Genomic DNA, 22026 nt, shown 5'->3' on the forward strand with positions numbered 1-22026 from the left:
CGCACCTGACCGGCGGGTAACCGGCCGGGGGCCGTAATCGGGTGGTACAGATTCCGTGGAGATTACGGAGGCGGAACTTACTGAACCGTAAGGATTCTGTCCGGCCCTTCCCCATGTGGGCGTATTTTCCGGACGTGAACGCGGTCATACGAGAGCAATGCTCGTTTTCGCACCCCCTCCCGAACGGTCTTCCGGTGGGGTAGCTTTCACGGCGCTGTGCAGAGCGTCACTACTACCGTCACTGTGGAGCGAGGAGCGGGGAGCGGGGTTTGCGCGAGTTCACCAACCCGCCGTTGGCGTCGGCACCGCCGGTCGGCGGTCTGGCCGACAGCGTGTTCGAGCATGCCCAGACGGACCCGCTGCACGTCGCGCTGGGCCGCAAGGACGAGCTCGGCCGGTGGCGTGACGTGACCGCCGCCGAGTTCCGCGACGAGGTCCTGGCCCTTGCCAAGGGGCTCCTCGCCCGTGGGATCCGCTTCGGCGACCGGGTCGCCATCATGTCCCGCACCCGCTACGAGTGGACGCTGTTCGACTTCGCGCTGTGGACCGTCGGCGCCCAGGTGGTGCCGGTCTACCCGACCTCGTCGGCAGAGCAGTGCTTCTGGATGCTGTACGACGCCGAGTGCACGGCGGCGGTCGTGGAGCACGAGGACCACGCGATGACGATCGCCACCGTCATCGACCGGCTGCCGCAGCTGCGCCAGCTGTGGCAGCTCGACGAGGGCGCGGTGCAGGAGCTGTACGACGCGGGCGCGCACCTCGACGACGAGGTGGTGCACCGGCACCGGCAGGCGGTCACGCCCGACTCGGTGGCCACGATCATCTACACCTCGGGCACCACGGGGCGCCCGAAGGGCTGCGTCCTGTCGCACGGGAACTTCATGTACGAGGCGGACACGGTCGTCGCCCGCTGGGAGTCGGTGTTCCGGGCGAAGAAGGGCGAGGAGGTGTCCACCCTGCTCTTCCTGCCGCTCGCGCACGTCTTCGGCCGCATGGTGGAGGTGGCGGCGATCCGGCACGGGGTCCGCTTCGGCCACCAGCCGCAGCTGCACGCGGCCGCGCTCCTGCCCGACCTGGCCGCGTTCCGGCCGACGTTCATCCTCGCCGTGCCGTACATCTTCGAGAAGGTGTTCAACGCGGCGCGGCGCAAGGCGGAGAAGGACGGCAAGGGCGGGCCGTTCGAGAAGGCGGTGGAGATCGCGGTGAAGTACGCGGACGCCGTCGAGGCGAAGGCCTGGGGCACCGGTCCCGGCCCGTCGGCGTCGCTGCGCATGCAGCACCAGCTCTTCGACAAGCTCGTCTACGCCAAGGTGCGCACCGCGATGGGCGGCAGGATCCGCAACGCCATGTCCGGCGGCTCGGCCATGGACCGCCGGCTCGGCCTGTTCTTCGCCGGCGCGGGCGTGCAGATCTACGAGGGCTACGGCCTGACCGAGTCGACGGCGGCCGCCACCGCCAACCCGCCCGAGCGCACCCGGTACGGCACGGTCGGCCAGGCCATTCCGGGCACCACCGTGCACATCGCGGACGACGGGGAGATCTGGCTGCACGGCGGCAACGTCTTCCAGGGCTACCTGAACAACCAGAAGGCCACCGACGCCACCCTGCACGACGGCTGGCTGGCCACCGGCGACCTGGGCTCCCTCGACGAGGACGGCTATCTGACGATCACCGGCCGCAAGAAGGAGATCCTGGTGACCTCCGGCGGCAAGAGCGTCTCCCCCGGTGTGCTGGAGGAGCGGGTGCGGGACCATCCGCTGGTCAACCAGTGCATCGTGGTCGGCAACGACCGCCCCTACATCGCCGCCCTGGTCACCCTCGACACCGAGGCGGTCGAGCACTGGCTGACCATGCGCGGCAAGCCCCAGATGTCCGCGGCCCAGCTGGTGCGCGACGCCGACCTGGAGACCGAGGTGCGGCGCGCGGTGGTGGCCGCCAACACCCTGGTCTCGCAGGCCGAGTCGATCCGTACGTTCCGTATCCTCGCCCAGCCGTTCACCGAGGAACACGGCTTGCTGACCCCGTCGTTGAAGCTCAAGCGCAAGGCGATCGAGAACGCCTACGCCAACGAGGTCGAGGCCCTGTACCGGGCCTGATGCCCCGTCAGCTGATACTGACCCGGAAGATCTTGTCGGATCCGTCCGGCTCGTTGCCGTTGTTGTCGCAGTTGGTGGTGGACAGCCACAGCTGGTCGGCGCCCGGCACCTTGGTCACGGTCCGCAGGCGTCCGTAGGTTCCCACGTAGTACGCCGTCGGGGTGCCGACGTTCTCGGTGTCGCCGTTGATCGGGATGCGCCAGAGCCGTTCGCCGCGCAGCGAGGCCATGTAGACGACGTTGCGGACGATGGCGATGCCACTCGGGGACGCCTCGGAGACGTTCCAGGTGGCCTTGGGATTGGTCATCCCGGCGACCGAGCAGGTGCCCTCACAGGTCGGCCAGCCGTAGTTGGCGCCCGGCTTGATCAGGTTCAGCTCGTCCTTGGAGCTGTTGCCGAACTCGGCTTCCCACAGGCGCCCGTTGCGGTCGAAGGCGAGGCCCTGCGGGTTGCGGTGGCCGAGGCTGTAGACGTAGTTGCCGAACGGGTTGCCGGGGGCCGGTTTCCCGTCGGTCGTCATCCGCAGGATCTTGCCGTTGAGGGAGTTCTTGTCCTGGGCGAGGTCGGGTGTCTGGGCCTCCCCGGTGGAGACGTAGAGGTAGCCGTCGGGCCCGAAGAGGAGCCGGCCGCCGTTGTGGTAGCGGTTCTTCTTGATGCCCTGGAGGAGGATCTTGTAATTGCTGAGCGTGGTGCCGTCGTAGGTCATGCGGACGACGCGGTTGCCCTCGTCGGCGGTGTGCATGAAGTAGACGTAGTGGTTCGTCTCCCACTTCGGGTCGACGGCGACACCGAGCAGTCCGCCTTCCCCGTTGGTGGTGACGGCGTTCGGGACGGTCCCGACCTGGGTCCGGGTGCCGTCCTTGGTCACCTTCCAGACGCGGAAGTCGTCCCGCTCGGTGACCAGCGCGGTCTTGCCGTCGGGCATCCAGTAGGTGCCCCAGGGGATGGTCCAGCCGCTGGAGAGCGTGGCGATGGAGGAAGGCGTGCCGCCGTCGGTGGCGCAGGCCTTGGTGGTGAAGGTGACGGCGTTGCTCGGCTGGGAGACGTTCCCGGCCGCGTCCCGGGCGACCACGTCCAGGGTGTAGGGGCTGTCGCAGGCGAGGCCGGTGAGGGTGGTGGTCGTGCCGTCGGTGACCGTCTTGTAGACGGTGCTCCCGCTGCGGATGTCGTACGCGGTGACGGCCCGGTCGTCGGTGGACGCGCCCCAGCTGAGGTCGGCCGAGTTCGCGGTGATGCCGGTCGCGGACAGGGTGCCGGGGGTGGTGGGCGGCGTGCTGTCACTGCTCGGGTTGGTCGTGCAGTCGACGACGGGACTGGCCGGCGAGGTGTTGCCGGCCGCGTCGCGGGCGATGACGGTGAGGTCGTAGGTGGTGTTCGGGGCGAGCCCGGTGAGGGTCTTCGCCGTCGAACTCCCGGGCGCCTCACCGATCTTGTTGCCGTGCTCGTAGAGGTCGTACGCCGTCACGCCCACGTTGTCCGTGGCCGCGCCCCAGGCGAGGGTGAGCGCGTCCTCGCCGATGTCGGAGCAGGAGGGCTGGCCGGGGCGGGTGGGGGCCTGGGTGTCGGCCGCCGTGCCGATGCTGACCTTGTCCAGGTTGGGGCCGCCGTTCGCGGTGGTGGCGGTGGCGCGGATCTTGTTGCTGCCCGCGGTCAGCGGGACGTTCACCGTCTTCGTCGCCCAGGTGTTCCAGTCGGCGGTGGCCGGGAAGGAGACGCCGGAGGCGACGACCGTGCCGTTGACGGAGATGTCCATCGGCCGGTCGGTGTCGGTGCCGTTGGCGAAGCGCACGGCGAGCGCGGAGGTGCCGGCGGTGGCCGCACTGACCGTGAACTCCACGTACGAGCCCTTGACGTTGGTGTAGTCGACGAAGCCGGTACCGGTGTACCCGGTGTGGTTGGTGGCGACGGTGCCCTGCGAGACCGTGGCGTCCTCGGCCTGGTAGTCGGTGGCCGCGAGGGCGGTGCCCTGGCTGAGGCCGGCCAGTGGCAGCGCGAGCGCCGCGGCCAGGCCGTAGGGCAGAACTCTCCGGAGATTCATGGCTGTTGTTCCCCTCAGCCCGTGTACTGGGCGAAGACCTTGAGATAGTCGTAGGGCTGCTGCGACACTCCGCTGCACGCGTCGCCGTCGCCGCCGGAGCCGCACGCCCGGTCGCGGTTGACGGACCAGTAGGTGAGGCGGCCGATGTGGTGCTGCTGGGCGTAGGCGAGCATGGTCTTGAAGTCGGCAACCCGGACGCGCTCACCGGAGTCGTCGGTCTTGCCGTTCATCGACGACAGCCCGATGTGCGCGTACGCGGTGGCGTCGCTGTAGCCGTACGCCGACTTCACCTGGGCCTTGAGCCCTTCCATGGCCTTGGTGGTGAGGCTGCCCATGGTGGTGGCACCGCCGCCGAAGTCGAACGGCATGATGCACCAGACGTCGTTCGCCAGACCGGAGTTCGCGGCCCGCTTGATCATGTCGACGCCGGTGGAGTCGGGACCGCTGCTGGTGGTGCCGAAGGTGATGACGGTCTTCAGACCGGGGTTGTTCGCCTTGACCGTCTTCAGCGCGTCCACGACCCGCTGGCGGACGGTGGCGTTGGACCACTCGGTGTTCTCGATGTCGATGTCGAGAGCCTTGAGCCTGTAGGCGTTGACGACCTTCTGGTACGCCCCGGCCAGGGCGCTCGCGCTGGAGCACTTCTCGCCGAGTTTGTTCCCGCTCCAGCCGCCCACGGAGACGATCACGTCGCCGCCGGCCGCCCGGATCGCGTTGATCTTCGACTGGTCGTCGCCGCCGGTGAGCGCACGGGAGCCGTCCCACTTGGGGTTGCAGGTGCCGTCGGAGAGCACGAAGGCGAGGGTGAACCACTTGACGCCGGTCGCCGACATCACCGAGGTCGGGTTCTGCGGGGAGCCCCAGCCGAGGTATTCGTAGGGGGCGACCGCGAAGCCCGGCGTGGCCGCCGCAGCGGTGAGGGAGCTGACCGGCTTGACGCGGATCAGCCGTGTCTCGCCGGGTCGCAGGGTCGCACTGTAGGTGCCGGCGACCGTGCCCTTGTGGGAACCGGACCACAGGTCGGTGACGTCACCGGAGCCGGAGAAACCGACCTGGGACCAGTCGACGCTCACCGTGGCGTTGCCGGAGGTGCCGGTGTTGAAGAGGGCCACGACGTACTGTCCGTCGGCCTCCTTCTTGCTCCAGACCTGCTTGACCCCGCTGTTCACGAGCCGCTTCGCGGCCACCCCGTCCTGGTCGACGCCGATCAGCCGGTCGTTGGTGAGCATGGCCTTGTCGACGGTGTCGAGGTGGGTGAGGTCGGTGCCGAGCAGCAGGGGCGCGGCGGCCATCGCCCACAGGGTGAAGTGGGAGCGCCGCTGGTCGGCGGTGAGGCCCACCTGGTCGCCGTTGCCGATCTCCAGGGAGTCCAGGTCGTTCCAGCCGCCGGGGCCCGCGTACTGCTGCCAGTTGGCGGCCGTGTTGAAGCGGGCGGAGACGTGCGACCAGTCGGTGAGCGGATAGCCGCTGCCGTTGTCGCCGGGACCGCAGTAGCACTCGACGTCGCCCTGGGTGCGCCAGCTGTTGGCCAGGGACTTCCAGGTGGGGGCGTCGGCGATGGGAAGGTTGTTGGAGAGCGCGAAGTTGATGGGCCGTCCGCTGGCGCGCAGCGCCGTGGACCAGGCCTGGACGTCGGGGATGTCCTGGCTGCCCACTCCGTCGATCTTCAGGTAGTCGACACCCCAGGACGCGAACTGCCTGGCCCAGGAGTCGACGAACTCCTGGGCGCCCGGCTTGGAGTAGTCGATGTAGTACATGTTCTTGCAGTTGTAGTTCTTCTCGGTCTTCGAGGTGTCCGCGATGTCCTTCGCGTGGTACGACGTGCCCTCGATCGGGGTGTTCTTGGTGACGGCGTTCTTGGCGATGCCGGGTGTGACGTAGAAGCCGAACTTCAGGCCCTTGGCGTGGACGTAGTCGGCGACCGCCTTGATGCCGTCGGGGAACTTGGCGGGGTCGACCGCCCAGCGGCCGTAGGAGTCGACGGTGAAGCCGTTGGAGTCGCACTTCTGGTAGAAGTCGTCGAGGTTGACGTAGACGAAGCCGTGGTCCTTCAGTCCGCTCGCGACCAGGGCGTCGGCCTGGGCCTCGATCTTGGCCGCGGTGGGCTGGCGGCGGACATAGCTCCAGCTGCTCCAGCCCATGGCGGGCCGGACGGACAGGCCGTTGTCGGAGGCGGCGGCCGGGTGGGCGGTGCCCACGAGCGGCACCGCGGAGGCTGCCAGCAGTGCGGCGGCGGCCACCGTGAGGGCTCTGATCCGGGTCACGGGCGTACTCCGTTCGCGGGTGTCGCGTACGACGTGCCGATCCAGGCCTCGTCGATGCGCAGCCGCTGGTAGCGGGTGGTGTCGGTCGAGGCGGCCCAGGTGGAGTCCACCTCCACGCGGACGTAGCGGGCCGTGGCGGCGGTGAGGTCGATGCCCTGGATGCCGCGCCTGCTGGGCAGTTCGCCGCTCTTGACGGCGCTCCCCCAGGTGGTGCCGTCGTTGCTGAGGAAGATCTTGTACGCCTTGATCCGCGCCGACTGCTCGGTGTCCGAGCGGGCGTAGGCGACCGAGTCCTCGCGCTGGTTGAGCCCGATGTACTGCACCTTCTTGGCCGAGCCGAGGTCGAAGGTGAGGTTGACGGGCAGGGTCTTGTTGTTGTCCCAGTAGGTGAGGTAGTCGCCGTCCCCGGCGGCCGAGCCCGCGTGGCCGCTCGCCGCGGCGCTCGCGGTCACCTTGACGCCGGAGAGGATGCCCTGGCGGCCGGCCGTGGTGACCTTGAAGACGGTGTCGTACGGGTCCCAGTCGCCGAGCCCGGTCAGGGTGAGCACACCGCCGGACTGCGACCACGAAACCGCCTTGCCGGTGCGGAGGTTGGTGACGGAGGCGATCCGGTAGCCGTTGTCGCGGATCCGCAGGGTGCCGGTGGACGGCGGGGTCAGGACGTGGACGTACTGGCGGTTCGGGTCGTCCTTGGCGATCGTCGTCACGCCGTGGGCGCCGTCGTTCCAGAAGCCGGGTTTGAGGCCGCCGTACATGTAGCCGCCGCCCTCGGTGCCGTGCAGGGACTCCCAGATGGAACCCAGGTAGGAGTTGGCGAAGTTGTTGAAGGCGGCCTGGTTCGCCGGGAACTTGCCGTTGACCTGGGCGGTTTCGGCCATCAGCGCCTTCACCGAGGAGCCCGTGTTGGTGACGAGGCGGCCGAGGGTGAGCATCTTGTCGACGGACGGGTCGGAGCCGTCGTACCACCAGGCGCCGGTCGAGGGCAGCTTGAAATCGGCCTCGGTCAGCCGGGGTTGGGCGGTGTAGACGGCCTGCGGGTAGTCGTAGGCCGGTGTCATCCCCGTCTTCTGCTCATTGCTGATCATGTCCATGATCGGCGTGTCCTCGTTGTTGTTGCTGAGCGTGTAGTTCGGGCGCTTCTCGTAGATCTGCTGGTAGAGGTCGTGGCTCTCCCAGTACGCGTTGTCGTTGTCGATCCAGAAGCCGCCGAGGTCGGGGTAGCGGTCCATGACCTCGAAGAAGTTGTCGTAACTAAACTGCCCGAAGCCGTCGTTGGTGGTCAGGTCGACGTTCTTGCCCTTGTAGGCGGAGTAGGCGGCCGAGTCCAGCCACTCGTGGCCGCCCTCGTCGTGCCACTGCGGGTCGTTGGTCATGTAGAGGATGACCTTCATGCCCTTGGCCTTGGCCGCGGTGATCAGTTCGCCGAGGAAGTCCCGCTTGGTGGAGCAGGAGCCGGGGATCTTCGAGGGCCAGGGGCGGGCGTAGCCGAGCCGGCTGTGGAAGGTGGCGAGGACGAGGTACTGGGTGTGCAGCTTCTGCGCCTCGTTCACCCAGTAGTCGGGGGTCCAGCCGCCGTTCGTGACGTCGTTCTCCCAGGCGGTGCAGCTGGTGTGTGCGGGCGCGGTGCGCTCGCCCCAGTGCAGGAAGAGCCCGCCGACGGAGTCGCGCAGGAAGTCCTGGCGGGGGTTCTCCAGGTCGAGCGGCCGTGCGGCCGCCGTGCAGTCCTGACCGCCGGAGACGCGGAGCGCGCCCCCGGAGCTGTTGTGACTGTCCGTCAGACAGGCTCCCCTGACGTCCTGGAGGCCGACGTCGTACGGGGAGTCGCTGCCCTTCTGGGCGGTGAAGCGGGTGAGGCGGAGGTCGCTCGCCGCGTTGGCGATGACCGCGGGACGGCCGTCGTTCGCGGCGAACTTCACGCTGCTGTCGGTGAACTGGACGTGGTCGGCGTTGTGCAGGTACCAGCCGTAGGCGGGCCGGGTGCCGATGGCCTTGGGGTTGTAGTCGTTCGGGTCGTTGCTCGGCACTCCGGTGGACATGGTGCCGGTGCCGCCGGGGACGGTGATGTTGACGTTGGTGAAGGTGACCCCGCTGATGCGGTGGCCGCTCTCGCCCCACAGGGTCGGACTGAAGGAGGGGCTGTTGCCGGTGGCGGTGATGTTGTCGTACGTGACATCGCTGATCGATCCGACGCCGGGGCTGTTCCCGCAGCGTTTCCTCGTCCCGATCTTCTCCATGATCGGCGAATGGACGTTCGTCATCGTGATGTCGCGGTAGTGGACGTCGGAGATCTTCGCGCCGTCCATGGAGACCATGCCGAGGCCGGACTTGTCGGCGCCCTCGATGCGGATGTTCTCGAACTGGTAGTCCGAGAAGTCGCCGCAGGTCTCGGAGCCGAACATCAGGGCGTTGCAGCACTTGGCGCCGAGCGTCGAACCACTCACCCGGACGTGCCCGTTGGGCAGCTTCGCGCCGAGTGCGTAGTCGCTCTTGAAGACCAGGGCGTCGTCGTTGGCGTGGATGGTGGCGTTGGTGATCGTGGCGTTCGTGGTGGAGATGACGTTCCAGCCGTCGCGGTCGCTCGCGGTGTCGATGGTCAGGTGGTCGGACGTCACGTCGGTGCAGCCGTTGATGAGGGCCGCGAAGTGGCCGCCGCGGCGGAGGGTGAGGCCGTCACCGATCCGGAGGCCGTCGCACCGGGTCAGCGAGATGATCTTGTCAGCCTCGCCGGTCTTCGGGTTGCCGGTGATCAGGTTGCCCGCGCCGTCGATGACGCCCTGGCCGACGAAGCCGATGTCGGTGAGCTTGTCGCCGTAGATCATCGCGTCGTGGAAGTGGCTGTGGCCGTAGTCCTGGTAGGCGTCGTACGGGTTGGACTCGGCCTTGTCGTAGGTGTCCGCGCTGGAGCCCTGGAGGGTGGCGCCCATGTCGAGCTGGAGCGTCACATGGCTCTTCATGTGGATGGTGTTCTTGGACTTGTAGGTGCCGGCGGTGAAGCGGACGGTGCCGCCGCCCGCCGAGTTCGCGGCCGTGATGGCCTTGTCGACGGCCGGGCTGTCGTTGGTGGAGCCGTCGCCCTTGGCGCCGTAGTCACGCACGTCGTAGACGGCGCCGGCGCGTGGTGCGTCGGTCTGCGGGGCGGCGAGGGCCGCGGGACGGGAGAGGCCGAGGACGACGGCGAGGACGAAGAGGACGACGGCGGCAGCACTGTGCCGGCCGGCGGTGGGGGGTTTCATGGTGGCGGTTCCTCACACCTGTTGGTAGCCGCGGAGGTTGGTGAGCAGGAGATAGGTGTCCTGGAGCGAACCCGAGGTGTCGCCGAGGGAGCGGTAGATGCCCCACTTCGGGCGGACCCGGTCGGCCAGGAAGGTGTCGACACCGGTCTTCGAGGCGTCGATCACCGTGGCGCCGCCGGACTTGAGGATCCAGCGGACCGAACCCGCCGAGCCGTTGCCGACCTTGATCTGGAAGTCGACGTCGGTCCAGGTGTCGTGCAGCGGGTCGAGGTCGGTGCGGCCGACGAGGATGTCGTCGATGGCGAGCTTCAGCTCGATGGTCTGCTTGCCGTTCACGCGTCGCAGCGACTGCACGACGATCGGCGAGGTGCCGGTGCCGGGCTGTTTCATCTGCATGATGTGGGTGAAGGTGGTGGTCGCCTTGAGCGAGTTCGGGATGTACATCGAGTAGGTGACCCGCCAGGTCTGGCCCTCGTTCCACTTGAGGTAGCTGCCGGCACCCGTGCGCAGGCCGGTGACCTCCTGGCGCTGGCGGTCGGTCGAGGTGTCGCGGTCGACCGTGTGCATGTTGAAGCGCCAGTTGTTCCCCGTGGCGTAGATGTGCGGCTGCCCGGCGGGGTGGGAGTCGGCGCGGTCGTCCTCGACGGTCTCGAAGGCGCCGAGGCCGTCACTGCTCGCCGACGGCTGCCACTTGAGCTGCCAGGACGCCGCGTGCGCGGTGGTCGCGGGCAGACCGACGGCGGCCGTGGCGGCTCCGGCGAGCGCGGCTCCGAGAACCGCCCTTCTGGATGTTGTGCTCATGACACTAGTCACCTCGCAGTTGCTCGTTCATGATCAGGAAGGCCCCGAGGCCGTGGAAGTCGTTCACGGCCCGGGTGCGGCCGACGTAGTACGCGTAGTCGCCGACGTTGGTGCCGATCGAGATGTCGGCCAGGTCGGTACGGCCGTCCGCGCCGACGGACACTTCGGCGAGGACGCCCTGGTAGCCGCGGCGGGCGACGTCCGCGTAGTGCGGGTCGAGGTAGTGCTGCTGGGCGCCGCGCGAGAGGGCGTAGGTGAACATGCTGGAGCAGGAGGTCTCGGTCCAGTTGTCGCTCCGGCCGCCCTTGTCGATCACCTGGAACCAGCGGCCGGTCGCCGGGTCCTGGTACTTCTCCAGACCGGCCGCCAACTTCTGGAGGATGCCGAGGAGTTGCGGGCGGCGAGGTTGGTTCGCCGGGATCGCGTCCAGCACGTTGACGATCGCCATCGCGTACCAGCCGACGGCCCGGCACCAGTGCTCGGGGGCGAGGCCGGTCTGCGGATCCGCCCAACTCGCGCTCTTCGACTCGTCGTAGGCGTGTTTGAGCAGGCCGTTCGCGACCTGGAGGTGGCCGCCGTAGACGGCGAGCTGCTTGGCGGCCTCGTCGTCGGTGTACGCGCTGTCCCCGAACTCCCTGCCGTACTCGACGAGGAACGGGTTCACCATGTAGACGCCGTCCGCCCAGAGTTGATGGGCGCGGCTGGAGTTGTCCGCGTGCCAGAAGCCGCCGTCGCTCGTGCGCGGGTAGGTGTTCAGGCGGTCGCGGATCTTCTTGGCGGCCTTGCGGTAGCGGTCCTGGCCCGTCTCGTGGTGCAGGATCACCAGGAGCCGGCCCGCCTGCATGCTGTCCAGGCTGTTGAAGGACTGGTCGATGGAGCCGTCGCTCTTCACGAACCGGTCGACGTAGTTCTTGATGTAGGTGAGGTAACGGGGGTCGTGGGTGCGCCGGTAGGTGAGGTACTGGCCGTAGAGGTAGAGGCCGACCGGGTAGGACCAGCCGCCGATGGTGCTCGGGGTGTAGCGGGCCATGGTGGAGTCGACGACCGCGGTGGACCAGTCGGCGGCGGCGGCCGGCCTGGTCGGGGCCGCGGCCGCGGCGAGGGCGGGCGGGGGTACGGCCGCGGGGAGCGCGACCAGGGGGGCGGTGGTGAGGGCGACGGCCGCGAGGGCGACTCGCAGGCGTTTCATGGTCCTCCTTCTGCAAGGGCTTCTCTGGGGGCGGCGGCCTCGGAGGTCCGCCGCAGGGGTACGAGGTGGTGGTCGGGGGCGTGGCGGCAGGCCGGGTCGGTGTTGCGGGCGTCTCCGGTGAGCGCGTACGCCTGGCAGCGGCAGCCGCCGAAGTCGGCGGTGCGCAGGGCGCAGCCGCGGCAGGGCTCGCGCATCCAGGACTCGCCCCGGTAGGCGTTGAAGGCCTTCGACTCCCGCCAGATCCAGGCGAGTCGACGGTCCCTGACGTTGGGCGGGTCGAGGCCGGGCAGGGTGGCCGCGGCCGGACAGGGCAGGACGGTGCCGTCGGGGGTGACGGTGAGCGAGATCCGGCCCCAGCCGCCCATGCAGGGTTTCGCCGTGCCGGTGAGGAGGTCGGGGGCGACCCAGACCAGCTCCGGTTCGTCCAGGCGCCGGCGCCACCGAAGGACCGTCTCGCGGGCCCGCTCGACCTGTCCGGGCAGCGGCAGCAGGGCGGCGCGGTTACGGGCCGCCCAGCCGTGGTACTGGGTGTTGGCCAGCTCGATCCGGTCCGCGCCCCAGGCCACGCCGAGAGCGATCAGGTCCTCGACGGCGTCCAGGTTGCCCCGGTGCAGGACGACGTTCAGGCCGAAGGGCAGGCCCGCCGCCCGGATCAGCCGGGCCGCGCGCTCCTTGGCCGCGAACGAGCGGGCGCCCGCGATGCGTTCGGCGGCCGTCGGCTCCGCGTGCTGCACGGACAGCTGCACACCGCGCAGCCCGGCACCGACCAGTCCCGCCAGCCGCCGCTCGCTCAGCCCGAGCCCGCTGGTGACGAGCTGGGTGTGCAGGCCGGCGGTGTCGGCGGCACCGACCAGCTCCGGCAGATCGCGTCTGAGCAGCGGTTCACCGCCGGACAGGTGGGTCTGGACGACGCCGAGCTCACCGGCCTCCCGGAACACCTCGGCCCACTGTCCGGTCCCCAGTTCCGCTGACCGACCGATCAGTCGGACGGGGTTGGAGCAGTAGCCGCAGCGCAGCGGACAGGCATGGGTGAGCTCGGCGAGCAGCGCCCAGGGCGGCGCCGGTCCGTCCGGATCCGCAGTCGTCATCGCAGCCATCCCTCCTTCCGTAACGCCGTCAGGAACTCCGGGACCTCGGCCGCGACCGGGGCGCCCGGGAAGTCCTCGGCGAGTTCGGCGACGATCTCGGCCACCGCCCGGCTGCCGTCGCACAGCCGGAGCACGCCGCCCGCCCGGCCGTGCAGCACGACCACGCGCTCGGGCAGCAGCAACAGATCGGTGCCGCGGACCCGGTCGTGGCGCAGGACGACCGTGCGGGCGAGGACGGGCCGCCAGGTCACGGCCCGCAGCCGTCCGGGGCGTCGCCCCAGCCACCGGTGTCCCCGCGGTCGACGGCGTCGAGCAGCGACCACAGCACCTCGCACTTGTAGGCGAGCGCGGCGACCGCGCGTTGCTGCTCCTCCCGGGTGCGGGCCCAGGTCAGGACCAGCGCGAGGGCCTCCGCGCCGTCCCGGGCGCCCTGGTCGACGCGGGTGCGGAAGTAGCCGAGGCCGGCCGGGTCGATCCACGGGTAGTGGCGTTCGAAGGCGGCGATGCGGGTGCGCATGAGACCGGGTGCAGACAGTTCGGTGAGGGAGGCGGCGACCGCGTCCAGTACGGGGCGCAGGCGGCAGAAGGTGACGTACCCCTCGACCGCGAAGCGCACCCCGGGCAGCACCCGGGAGCTGTCCCACAGCTGTTCGCGGGGGACGCCGGCCGCCTCGCCGAGGCGCAGCCAGCGCTCGATGCCGCCCTCGCCCTCCGCGGTGCCGTCGTGGTCGCGGATGCGGCGCAGCCACGGACGACGCAGCTCGGGCCGGTCGAGTTTGGCGAGGATCAGGGCGTCCTTGACGGGGATGTGCCGCTGGTAGTGGAAGCGGTTGGCGATCCAGCGGCGCAGTTCGGCCGGGGTCAACTCACCCCGGTGCATACGCTGGTTGAAGGGGTGCCGGTCGTGGTAGCGGTCTGCGGTGACGGCGCGCAGACGTTCGGTGAACTCCGGGGCCGGCCAGGGTTCGGCGGCCGTCCCGGAGCCGACGGCGGTGACGGCGGTGACGGTCATGACGGCCCGCCCGGGGCGGATCAGCGGTCGCCGAGGGCGTAGCCGGTCACTTCCAGGGCGGTCTCCACGACCTGGTAACCAGGGCTTCGCCAGACCTTTTCATCCGATGTCTGCGGGCCGGCGGGTTCCGGCTGACGGTCTTCGGAGGTCGTCTCGTTCATGGCGTGGGTACCTGCTTTCCTGAGGTTGGGGGGTCTCAGAGTGCAGAGAGAGGTATCTCTGTTCACAGGGATCGATCGGGAACCCCACAGGGACGTTCACATCTCTGCACCGGGTTCAGCGATACGTCCGACGTGCGCACCAGAGTCCCGGCAGAAACGGGCCGCGGTCAATGGTCCGGACCCATAACGTCGGATGCATTTCCGGCCAATCTCCGCCCGCGGCGGCTGACCCATCGGTCAGTTCCGGCAGATTCCGCGGTCAGGAATGCGTCGGGGCCGGTGATCGTTGACGATGGGAGTACCACCTGTCGACAACCTAAGGATCGAGAGCTCGTGAGCAGCAAGGTCCCCCCGAAAATCCTCAACAACGGCGTGGAGATGCCCCAGCTGGGCTTCGGCGTGTGGCAGGTGCCGGACGACGAGGCCGAGCGGGCCGTCGCCACGGCGCTGGAGGCCGGGTACCGCAGCATCGACACAGCGGCGATCTACGGCAACGAAGAGGGCACCGGCAAGGCGATCGCCGCGTCCGGCGTACCGCGCGAGCACATCTTCGTCACCACCAAGCTCTGGAACGCCGACCACGGGTACGACGCCACCCTGCGCGCCTTCGACGCGTCGCTGGCGAAGCTGGGTCTGGACTACCTGGACCTGTACCTCATCCACTGGCCGCTGCCGGGCCGGGGCAAGTACATCGACTCGTACAAGGCGTTCGAGAAGCTGCACGCCGACGGCCGTATCAAGGCGATCGGTGTCTCCAACTTCCTTCCGGAGCACCTGGAGCGGCTGATCGCGGAGACCTCGGTCATCCCGGCGGTCAACCAGATCGAGCTGCACCCGCATCTGCAGCAGCACGCGTCCCGGGAGTTCCACGAGGAGCAGGGCATCGCCACCGAGGCCTGGTCACCGCTCGGCCAGGGCAAGGGCCTCCTGGAGGTGCCGGCGATCATCGCGATCGCGCAGAAGCACAACCGCACTCCGGCCCAGATCGTGCTGCGCTGGCACATCCAGCTCGGCAACGTCGTGATCCCGAAGTCCGTGACCCCGTCCCGGATCAAGGAGAACATCCAGGTCTTCGACTTCAGCCTGGACACCGAGGACCTCGCGGCGATCAGCGCGCTCAACGAGGACCGGCGCATCGGCCCGGACCCGGCCACCTTCGACGTGGGCTGAGCCGGAACCCGGCTCACGAGCGGCCGTTCCGTCGTCGACACGCCGGGGCGGCCGTTCGGGTTCCCCGACTCCCGTGCGGGGTGGGTCAGTCGGGGCGGACATCGGCGTGCAGGACCTCGAACTCCTCCAGGCCGACCACGGACACGCGCGCCTTGGCCGTGTCCGCGCGCCGCGCCTCGGCCTGGCCGGCACGCGAGGCGACCATCGACGCGCGGTCGACGAAGAGCGAGCCGACCATGCCCCGGCCCCGCTGCCGGTCGACGAACAGGGAGCACAGGGCGAAGCCGGGCAGCCCTTCCAGCCGGGGCACCGCCGAGGAGCGGAAGGTCTCGGCGAGCAGGTCCGTGTCGGCGGGGTCGAACTCCACCCGGGTGGAGCGCATACCGCCGCCCGTTCTCGGCTGTTGCACGGAGTGGAAGACGGCGACCTCGTAGTTCTCGACGGCGACGGTGCCCGCGAACGGTTCCAGCATCGGCCTGCGCCGCTCGCGCATCACCTGGTCGCTGTTGCGCCGGGCCGCCTCGGTGCCCCACCAGCTCACCGCGAACAGTTTGCCCAGCTCGCGGTCGATGAAGACGCCCGCGCCCCGGTACTCGGGACGTTCTGCGAGCAGTTCGCGCCCTTCGCTGTTCAGTGCCCTGACGGCCGCCTCGAGCTTCGCCGGATCGCCGGTGACGTACACCGTGCGTACGAACATGACCCCTCGCCTCCCAGGAGCCACTGGAGCCACCGCTCGACCTCCGCACGGCTCCTGCGCAAATATCCGGAATGTCCTGCCACACCAGTGTTCCGCGGGGCCCATATCACCGCAATGCGCGAGAAATCACCGAGTTGACATCCAGGGGTTGACGCGGACATGCAGCCGGGTCCACCTTGTACGACACCCGGTCAGGAAACTTTCCTAACAGAAGGGGACCCCCCACAGTGCGCATCCGAACACTGACCCTCGCCGCGGCCTCCGGGGCCGCGCTGCTCGCCGCCGGAGTCCTGCCCGCGAGCGCGTCCGGCGCCGTCGCACCGATGTCCGCCCAGGAGGGCTCGGTCAGCGCGGCGGACCTGCTCGCCAAGGTGACGTCCTGTTCCCAGATCTCCAGCGGCAAGTACAAGACCGACGACGAGACGTCGGCGACGATTCCCGTGTGCGGCAAGAACGGCGCGGTCTTCTGGAAGGCCGACATGGACATCGACTGCGACGGGCAGCGGACCACCAACTGCAACGAGGACCGCGACCCCTGGTACCAGGACGACACCGCGTTCCACCAGTCCGACGGCAAGCCGCTCAAGGCCGAGTCGCTGCCGTACATCGTGGTTCCCAGCTCCAGCAGCATCTGGAACTACTCCAGCGCCGGCATCAAGGGCGGCGGTGTGGTCGCCGTCATCTACAACAACAAGGTCGAGTACGCGGTGGTCGGCGACACCGGCCCCACGAAGATCATCGGCGAGGCCTCGTACGCCACCGCCAAGGCGCTCGGCATCGACCCGGACCCCGCGACCGGCGGCGCCGACTCCGGCGTCACCTACATCCTGTTCAAGAACTCCAAGGTGTCCCCCATAGAGAGTCACAGCGCGGCGGTGACCCTCGGCGACCAGCTGGCCAAGCAGTTCCTCGCCAACAACTGACGCCCGGGCGCCTTTCGCGCCACCACCGGCCCGGGGAGGGCGGACGGCCCGGTACCGTGCGGTACCGGGCCGTTCCGGCTATGCGGGCCGTACCGCCGTGTGCACCGTGCGGACGCCGAGTACGAACAGGTCGGGCCTGCGGTGCAGGCTCGCCGGGTCGGCCGGGTCGAGGAGGCGGTCCAGGGTGGCGCGGTCGTCGGCGTGGAGTTCGTCGGTGAGGGTGTCGCGGAAGCGGGAGAAGATCTCGACGGCGTAGGCGCGGGCCCGGTCGGAGGGGGGAGCGGGCAGGTCGATCAGGAAGCTGCGGGTACGGGCGTACTTGAGGCCGGCGGAGGACAGCAGCGTCGGCCAGTCCTCGGTCTCGGCGACCGAGTCGGGCAGTTCGGCGCGCATCTGCGCGAACCACTCCTCCTGCAGCGCGTCCAGCCGCGCCTGGAGCCCGGGGCGGCCGATGCCGATGTCGCGGGGCAGGAAGCGGCCGGGCAGGCCCCCTTCGAGGATGGCCAGCGTGCCGCCGGGCGCCAGCCGCTCGGCGAAGGCGGTGAGGGCAGCCCGCTGGTCGCCGAGGTGGTGCAGACTGTGCCCGGCCCACAGGAGATCCGCCGGGTAGTCCAACTGGTCGAGTACGGCGGGCAGTTCACCGGCGAGCACGCCGAAGCGGTCAGCCACGCCCAGCCGCTCGGCGCGGGCGCGGGCCCGCTCCAGGAGCGGCTCGCTGCCGTCCACGGCGAGCACCCGGGCGCCCGGGAAGACCTCGGCGAACAGACACGACACCACCCCGGGCCCGCTGCCCAGGTCGACGATCAGCCCCGGCTCGGTGACCTCCTTGCCGAGCCAGCTCAGCGCGCTCTCGTACAGGGGCGCGAAGAGCTCCGCCTGCGACTCCAGGTGACCGGCCATCTCGGCCCAGTCGATGTCGGTAGTGGAGTGGTCGTGGGAGTGGGTGAGGGCGTGCTTGTGGGTGTCCGTGTGGTGGTGGTCGTGCGCCATGGGGTCAGCCTCTCGTCCGGATGCCGCCAGAGTGCGAAGGCGCACCGCCCGGGGGCCAGTCCTGTTGCCGGTGCGGCAAATAACCGGATGCGGACGGCAAGGCGGACGGTCCACGATGACCGGGTGGACGACGACCTCGTGGAACGCTTCCTGACCGACGGCTTCGTGAAGATCGAGGGCGCCTTCCCGCCGCGCGTCGCCGAGGACTGCGCCCGGCTGCTGTGGCGGGAGACGGGGTACGACCCGGAGACCCCGGACAGCTGGAAGGACCCCGTGGTGTGGGTGGGCGGCATGGCTCAGGGCCCGTTCGCGGCGGCGGCCAACTCCGTGTCACTGCACAGGGCGTTCGATCTGCTGGTCGGCGAGGGCCGCTGGGTCCCCCGGTATTCGCTGGGGAGCTTTCCGCTCCGGTTCCCGCACCCGGAGGAGCCGGACGACGCCGGGTGGCACATAGAGGGCAGCTACCTCCCGGACGGCGTCGGGACCCGCTGGTACTACACGAACCTGCGCTCCCGCGACCGCGCGCTGCTGATGCTGTTCCTCTTCTCCGAGGTGACCGAACAGGACGCGCCCACCCGGATCAGGGTCGGCTCGCACCTCGACATCCCGGCGGTCCTGGAACCGTACGGCGAGGCCGGCGTCTCGATGCTGGACATCGCCCCGCAGGTCGTCGAGGCCTCCGCGCACCGCCCGCTCGCGTACGCCACCGGCCGCCCCGGCGACGTCTACCTCTGCCACCCCTTCCTGGTGCACGCGGCCCAGCCCCACCACGGCACCCGCCCCCGTTTCATGGCCCAGCCGCCCTTGATGCCGGCCGTCCCTTACGAACTGGAGCGGGCGGACGGCGACTACTCGGCGGTGGAGCACACCATCCGCCTCGGGCTGCCGCGCACGGGATGACTCCGGCGAACCCCAGCGCCCCAAAGGGGCGCTGGGGGTACCCCCGGCCGAAGGCTGGGGGAGGAACTGCGCGACCAGCCGCATACGGCCCGCGGCCTCGATCTCGCCTCAGCCGACAGGCCTACAGCGGCGGGTACGCGTTGGCCATCAGCTGCTGGAACTGCGCGGAGAACCAGTGCCCCGACAGCGGAGCGTTCGGCAGGGCGCCCGACATGTTGTTGCCGTTGCGCGCATTGCCCGTGTACGTCGGGTCGCACATCTGGTCGAAGCCCTTCCCCTCGTCGTTCGGGATGGCGCTGCTGGAGCCGTCGGACTCACCCGGAGGCTTCATCCAGACGTAGGCGTCGATCCCGGCGGCCGGGCTGGCCTGCGGGCGCTCGCCGAGGCCGGCTCCGGCCTGGTTGCACCAGTTGCCGACGTGGATCCGGCGGTCGTAGCGGCCGCCGTCGACGTACGTGTCCACGCTGGTCGTCGCGCCGGGACCGGTCGGCCGCGCGCTGCCGCCCCAGCCGTTGCGGGAGGTGTCGATCAGCATGCCGATGCCGGAGTTGAAGCCGACCGAGACCAGTTCGGTGCGGAAGGCCTGGGCGAAGGACAGCTCGTCGACGTAGCGGTTCCAGTCGACCCACTTGGACTGGCGGACGGAGGTGCCGTTCACCGTGTCGTTGACGGTGAAGTTGTTCTCTTTCAGGGCGCTGTAGTTGGCCGTGTTGGTGATGAAGCCCTGCACGTCGTCGACGGTCGCGCCCTCGCTGGTGGCCGCCTGTTTGAAGAGGTTGGCCGCCGGGGCGAAGTTGTCGTCCCAGCCGAGCCAGCCGTGGTGGCCGGCGTCGAGGTAGTTGTAGACGTTGGGGATCGCACCGAGCTTGGCCAGCGCGTAGCCGACGCCCTTCACGTAGTTGCCGTTGGCGAGCATCGTGTCGCAGTTGGCGGTGGCGGTGGCCCGGCTGCCGGTGTTGGTGACCAGGTTGGGCAGCGAGTCGATCTCGATGGTGGTGACGATCCGCAGTGAGGCGTACTTGCTGTCGGAGAGGATCGCCGCGATCGGGTCGATGAACTGCGTCTTGTACTTGTCGATCTCCGTCGGGCCGAGTTCGCCGTTGGAGGCGAGGGCCGCGCAGTCGCGCCCGGGCAGGTCGTAGATGACCAGCTGGACGACTTCCTCGCCGCTGCCCTTCTGGGCGAGCGCCGCGTCGAGATGGGCACGCAGCCCCATGCTGCTGCTGGTTCCGTTGATCGCGGCGATGCGGTCGAGCCAGACGCCGGTGGGCTGGTTCGAGACGCGGGTGCCACCGGGTTCGGCGGCGGCCTTCGCGGACCACTCCGGGTTCACGTACACCTTGGCGCCGGAGTACGGGTTGTCGACGCGGGTACCGGAGCCGCCGCCGTTGCCACCCCCGCCACCACCGCTGCCGGTGCCGTCGTCGACGTTGCAGGTCACGCCGTCGAGGGTGAAGGAGGCCGGAATCGCGTTCGTGCCGCTGTAGGTCCCGTTGAACCCGAAGCTGACCGAACCGCCCGTCGCCAGCGCGCCGTTGTAGGACTCGTTGCTGGCGGTGACGGCGGTGCCGCTCTGGGTGAGCTTGGTGTTCCAGTAGCTGCTCACCTGCTGGTTTCCGGCGTACGACCACTTCACCGACCAACTCGACTTCGCCGCCGAGTTGTTGGTGACCGTGACGGCGGCGGTGAAGCCGGAGCCCCAGTCGTTCTGGATCTTGTAGTCGACGGTGCAGGGAATCGCGGAGATCGCCGCCTCCGCGGCCGGGGTCACGGCGACCGCCGGCCCGGACACCCCGGCGACGAGCGCCAGGGCGGCGAGAACCGCTGTTCTGGTACGACTCATGAGTGCGGGTTCCTTCTTCTTCGGTGGACGTGCTTCTTCGGTGGAGGTGCTTCTTCGGTGGAGGTGCTTCTTCGGTGGAGGTGGTTACGGGTTGATGGCCCGCAGGTGGTCGCGCAGTCCGACGCCGTACGCCGTGGGCGTACCGCTGTAGTCGGAGATCAGAGAGGGGCCGGAGGAGCAGTCCCAGGTGTTCCAGGTCCAGCCCAGGTAGGAGAGGCCCCGGTCGTCGAACCACTTCATGACCTGGTCGACGAACGCGTGCGAGCAGGTGTTCTCGCCGATCTCGCCGGCGACCAGCGGAACCTGGGCCGCGACCGGGGCGAGGGTGGAGTTCCAGCAGCTCTCACTGGCGCAGGTGTTGAAGTTGTAGCCGTGGTAGGCGGCGACGAGGTTGCCGGCCGGGTCGGTGGGCTTGTACGTCAGCCACTGGCTGAGGTCGTTGGAGTACGCGAGCCCGCCGATCATGATGACGTTCCTGGCGCCGGCGCCCCGGATGCCGTCCACCAGGTCCTGCATCCCGGCGACCTCGTAGCCGATGCCCGGGCAGGTGCCGCCGTCCCGCCAGCACTGCCAGGCCTGGGTGGCCGTCGAGGCCGCCCGGTCCGGGTAGGGCTCGTTGAACAGGTCGAAGACGGCCGCCTGGTCGTCCTTGAAGGTGCCGGCCACCGAGGACCAGAAGGACGGGCTGTACTGCGCGTCCGGCATCGGTTTCTGGCAGGTGGCGTGCACGTCGGAGCAGCCGGCCGAGTTTCCGGTGTACTGCCCGTAGGACCAGTGGAGTTCGAGGATCGGCGTGAGGCCGTGCGACTCGACCCGGGCCACCAGGTCCTTCACCGCGTTGATGTAGTTGGCGCCCGCGTACTCGGGTTTGACGTTGGACAGGCCGAGCCAGCACTCCTCGTTGAGCGGGATGCGGACGGCATCGGCCTTCCAGTCGGCGATCGCCTTGATCGCCGCGTCGTCCACCGGGCCGTCCCAGATGCCGTAGCCCTGCACGCACATGAACTCGCCGCCGGAGCGGTTCACGCCGAGGAGGCGGTGGGCCGTGCCGGCGGCGTCCACGAGCTTGGTCCCGGAGACGTGCAGGGCCGGGGCCGACCCGGTGGCGGGCGGCTCGGTCGGCGTCGGGGTCGGCGTGGGTTCGGAGGCGACGTTGCACGTCGTGCCGTTGAGCCTGAACGCCGTCGGTACGGCGTTGCTCCCCGCCCAGGAGCCGAGGAACCCGGCGCTGACGCTTGCGCCGGTGGCGAGGGAGCCGTTCCAGCTCTCGTTGACGGCGGTGACCGTCGTACCGGACTGGGACCACTTGGCGTTCCAGCCCTGGGTGACCTTCTGGCCGTTCGCGAAGTCGAAGCCCAGGCTCCAACTGCTCATGGAGGCGATGTTGTTGGTGATGGTCACGGAGCCCTGGAAACCGGTGTCCCACTGGCTGGTGACCGCGTACTGCACGGTGCAGGCCGGCGTCGCACCGGACGCCGACACCACCGGCACCAGTGCGGCCCCGACGAGGGCGACCGCACCGGTGACGGCTAAAAGAACTGAACGCGGGGGGTGTCGCATGAGCGACTCCTTGCAGCTCGGGCGCGTCGTGACGGACGCGTCGACTGAACGGAATCGCTCC

The 22026-nt window shown here is 69.4% G+C and carries 17 protein-coding genes; 4 read left to right on the forward strand and 13 right to left on the reverse strand.

Annotated elements, in window-relative coordinates; genetic code table 11:
- Window positions 1-269: 269 nt before the first annotated feature.
- Window positions 270-2096 carry an AMP-dependent synthetase/ligase gene (locus ACFY6U_RS00645; RefSeq protein WP_390034376.1) on the forward strand — a complete coding sequence of 609 codons (1827 nt, stop codon included), beginning with the start codon at window positions 270-272 and terminating at the stop codon, window positions 2094-2096.
- A gap of 7 nt (window positions 2097-2103) precedes the next feature.
- Here the strand turns inward: ACFY6U_RS00645 and ACFY6U_RS00650 are convergent, their stop codons facing one another.
- From ACFY6U_RS00650 to ACFY6U_RS00690, 9 genes are read right to left on the reverse strand one after another with little or no spacing between them, the layout of a single operon-like run.
- Entirely contained in the window at window positions 2104-4134 is a 2031-nt protein-coding gene (locus ACFY6U_RS00650) for a PQQ-dependent sugar dehydrogenase (RefSeq protein WP_390034377.1), read from the reverse strand.
- A gap of 14 nt (window positions 4135-4148) precedes the next feature.
- On the reverse strand, window positions 4149-6398 hold the full coding sequence (locus ACFY6U_RS00655; RefSeq protein WP_390034378.1) for an alpha-galactosidase: 2250 nt from the start codon (window positions 6396-6398) through the stop codon (window positions 4149-4151).
- A complete protein-coding gene (locus ACFY6U_RS00660; protein ID WP_390034379.1) occupies window positions 6395-9631 on the reverse strand; it encodes a glycosyl hydrolase family 28 protein in 3237 nt (1078 codons plus the stop codon). The genes ACFY6U_RS00655 and ACFY6U_RS00660 overlap by 4 nt, the downstream gene beginning before the upstream one ends.
- 12 nt (window positions 9632-9643) lie before the next feature.
- Window positions 9644-10432, reverse strand: coding sequence for a Tat pathway signal sequence domain protein (locus tag ACFY6U_RS00665; protein WP_390034380.1), 789 nt, complete (start codon window positions 10430-10432; stop codon window positions 9644-9646).
- A gap of 4 nt (window positions 10433-10436) precedes the next feature.
- Window positions 10437-11621, reverse strand: a complete 1185-nt coding sequence (locus ACFY6U_RS00670; protein ID WP_390034381.1) for a glycoside hydrolase family 105 protein — start codon at window positions 11619-11621, stop codon at window positions 10437-10439.
- Window positions 11618-12718 carry a pyrroloquinoline quinone biosynthesis protein PqqE gene (gene pqqE / locus ACFY6U_RS00675; protein WP_390034382.1) on the reverse strand — a complete coding sequence of 367 codons (1101 nt, stop codon included), beginning with the start codon at window positions 12716-12718 and terminating at the stop codon, window positions 11618-11620. Before pqqE ends, ACFY6U_RS00670 begins: the two co-directional genes overlap by 4 nt.
- Window positions 12706-12960, reverse strand: coding sequence for a pyrroloquinoline quinone biosynthesis peptide chaperone PqqD (gene pqqD / locus ACFY6U_RS00680; RefSeq protein ID WP_351500050.1), 255 nt, complete (start codon window positions 12958-12960; stop codon window positions 12706-12708). Before pqqD ends, pqqE begins: the two co-directional genes overlap by 13 nt.
- A complete protein-coding gene (pqqC, locus tag ACFY6U_RS00685) occupies window positions 12957-13721 on the reverse strand; it encodes a pyrroloquinoline-quinone synthase PqqC (protein ID WP_351500048.1) in 765 nt (254 codons plus the stop codon). Before pqqC ends, pqqD begins: the two co-directional genes overlap by 4 nt.
- Before the next feature lie 20 nt (window positions 13722-13741).
- A complete protein-coding gene (locus tag ACFY6U_RS00690; RefSeq protein ID WP_390034383.1) occupies window positions 13742-13882 on the reverse strand; it encodes a pyrroloquinoline quinone precursor peptide PqqA in 141 nt (46 codons plus the stop codon).
- A gap of 333 nt (window positions 13883-14215) precedes the next feature.
- Between ACFY6U_RS00690 and ACFY6U_RS00695 the strand changes: the two genes are divergently transcribed.
- The gene (locus ACFY6U_RS00695; protein WP_390034384.1) at window positions 14216-15052 is read left to right on the forward strand and encodes an aldo/keto reductase; all 837 of its coding nucleotides are present in this window, start codon (window positions 14216-14218) and stop codon (window positions 15050-15052) included.
- Window positions 15053-15137: 85 nt separating this feature from the next.
- Here ACFY6U_RS00695 and ACFY6U_RS00700 read toward each other — a convergent pair whose 3' ends face one another.
- Complete coding sequence (locus ACFY6U_RS00700; protein ID WP_390034385.1) at window positions 15138-15749, reverse strand: hypothetical protein; 612 nt, start codon at window positions 15747-15749, stop codon at window positions 15138-15140.
- A gap of 227 nt (window positions 15750-15976) precedes the next feature.
- Here ACFY6U_RS00700 and ACFY6U_RS00705 point away from each other — a divergent pair, with 227 nt between their 5' ends.
- Complete coding sequence (locus ACFY6U_RS00705; RefSeq protein WP_390034386.1) at window positions 15977-16672, forward strand: glycoside hydrolase family 75 protein; 696 nt, start codon at window positions 15977-15979, stop codon at window positions 16670-16672.
- Between the two features lie 78 nt (window positions 16673-16750).
- Here ACFY6U_RS00705 and ACFY6U_RS00710 read toward each other — a convergent pair whose 3' ends face one another.
- The gene (locus tag ACFY6U_RS00710) at window positions 16751-17662 is read right to left on the reverse strand and encodes a class I SAM-dependent methyltransferase (RefSeq protein WP_390034387.1); all 912 of its coding nucleotides are present in this window, start codon (window positions 17660-17662) and stop codon (window positions 16751-16753) included.
- 87 nt (window positions 17663-17749) lie between these two features.
- On the opposite strand from ACFY6U_RS00710, the gene ACFY6U_RS00715 reads away from it, so the two are divergent.
- Window positions 17750-18562 carry a phytanoyl-CoA dioxygenase family protein gene (locus tag ACFY6U_RS00715; RefSeq protein WP_390034388.1) on the forward strand — a complete coding sequence of 271 codons (813 nt, stop codon included), beginning with the start codon at window positions 17750-17752 and terminating at the stop codon, window positions 18560-18562.
- Between the two features lie 121 nt (window positions 18563-18683).
- On the opposite strand, the gene ACFY6U_RS00720 is transcribed toward ACFY6U_RS00715, so the two are convergent.
- Together ACFY6U_RS00720 and ACFY6U_RS00725 are read right to left on the reverse strand one after the other, a co-directional pair.
- Window positions 18684-20405, reverse strand: coding sequence for a glycoside hydrolase family 6 protein (locus tag ACFY6U_RS00720; protein WP_390034389.1), 1722 nt, complete (start codon window positions 20403-20405; stop codon window positions 18684-18686).
- Between the two features lie 84 nt (window positions 20406-20489).
- Window positions 20490-21965: a cellulose binding domain-containing protein gene (locus tag ACFY6U_RS00725; RefSeq protein WP_390034390.1), complete on the reverse strand. Its 1476-nt coding sequence runs from the start codon at window positions 21963-21965 to the stop codon at window positions 20490-20492.
- Window positions 21966-22026 lie beyond the last annotated feature (61 nt).

The sequence above is a fragment of the Streptomyces sp. NPDC013157 genome, assembly GCF_042899865.1.
Taxonomy (GTDB): domain Bacteria; phylum Actinomycetota; class Actinomycetes; order Streptomycetales; family Streptomycetaceae; genus Streptomyces.

What these genes read in the sequence shown, in the direction of transcription:
- ACFY6U_RS00700 (WP_390034385.1), bottom strand. Translation starts at nt 15,749, where the DNA reads ATGTTCGTACGCACGGTGTACGTCACCGGCGATCCGGCGAAGCTCGAG.
- ACFY6U_RS00715 (WP_390034388.1), top strand. Translation starts at nt 17,750, where the DNA reads ATGCGGACGGCAAGGCGGACGGTCCACGATGACCGGGTGGACGACGAC.
- ACFY6U_RS00690 (WP_390034383.1), bottom strand. Translation starts at nt 13,882, where the DNA reads ATGAACGAGACGACCTCCGAAGACCGTCAGCCGGAACCCGCCGGCCCG.
- pqqC (WP_351500048.1), bottom strand. Translation starts at nt 13,721, where the DNA reads ATGACCGTCACCGCCGTCACCGCCGTCGGCTCCGGGACGGCCGCCGAA.
- ACFY6U_RS00725 (WP_390034390.1), bottom strand. Translation starts at nt 21,965, where the DNA reads ATGCGACACCCCCCGCGTTCAGTTCTTTTAGCCGTCACCGGTGCGGTC.
- ACFY6U_RS00650 (WP_390034377.1), bottom strand. Translation starts at nt 4,134, where the DNA reads ATGAATCTCCGGAGAGTTCTGCCCTACGGCCTGGCCGCGGCGCTCGCG.
- ACFY6U_RS00665 (WP_390034380.1), bottom strand. Translation starts at nt 10,432, where the DNA reads ATGAGCACAACATCCAGAAGGGCGGTTCTCGGAGCCGCGCTCGCCGGA.
- pqqE (WP_390034382.1), bottom strand. Translation starts at nt 12,718, where the DNA reads ATGGCTGCGATGACGACTGCGGATCCGGACGGACCGGCGCCGCCCTGG.
- ACFY6U_RS00720 (WP_390034389.1), bottom strand. Translation starts at nt 20,405, where the DNA reads ATGAGTCGTACCAGAACAGCGGTTCTCGCCGCCCTGGCGCTCGTCGCC.
- ACFY6U_RS00710 (WP_390034387.1), bottom strand. Translation starts at nt 17,662, where the DNA reads ATGGCGCACGACCACCACCACACGGACACCCACAAGCACGCCCTCACC.
- ACFY6U_RS00660 (WP_390034379.1), bottom strand. Translation starts at nt 9,631, where the DNA reads ATGAAACCCCCCACCGCCGGCCGGCACAGTGCTGCCGCCGTCGTCCTC.
- ACFY6U_RS00670 (WP_390034381.1), bottom strand. Translation starts at nt 11,621, where the DNA reads ATGAAACGCCTGCGAGTCGCCCTCGCGGCCGTCGCCCTCACCACCGCC.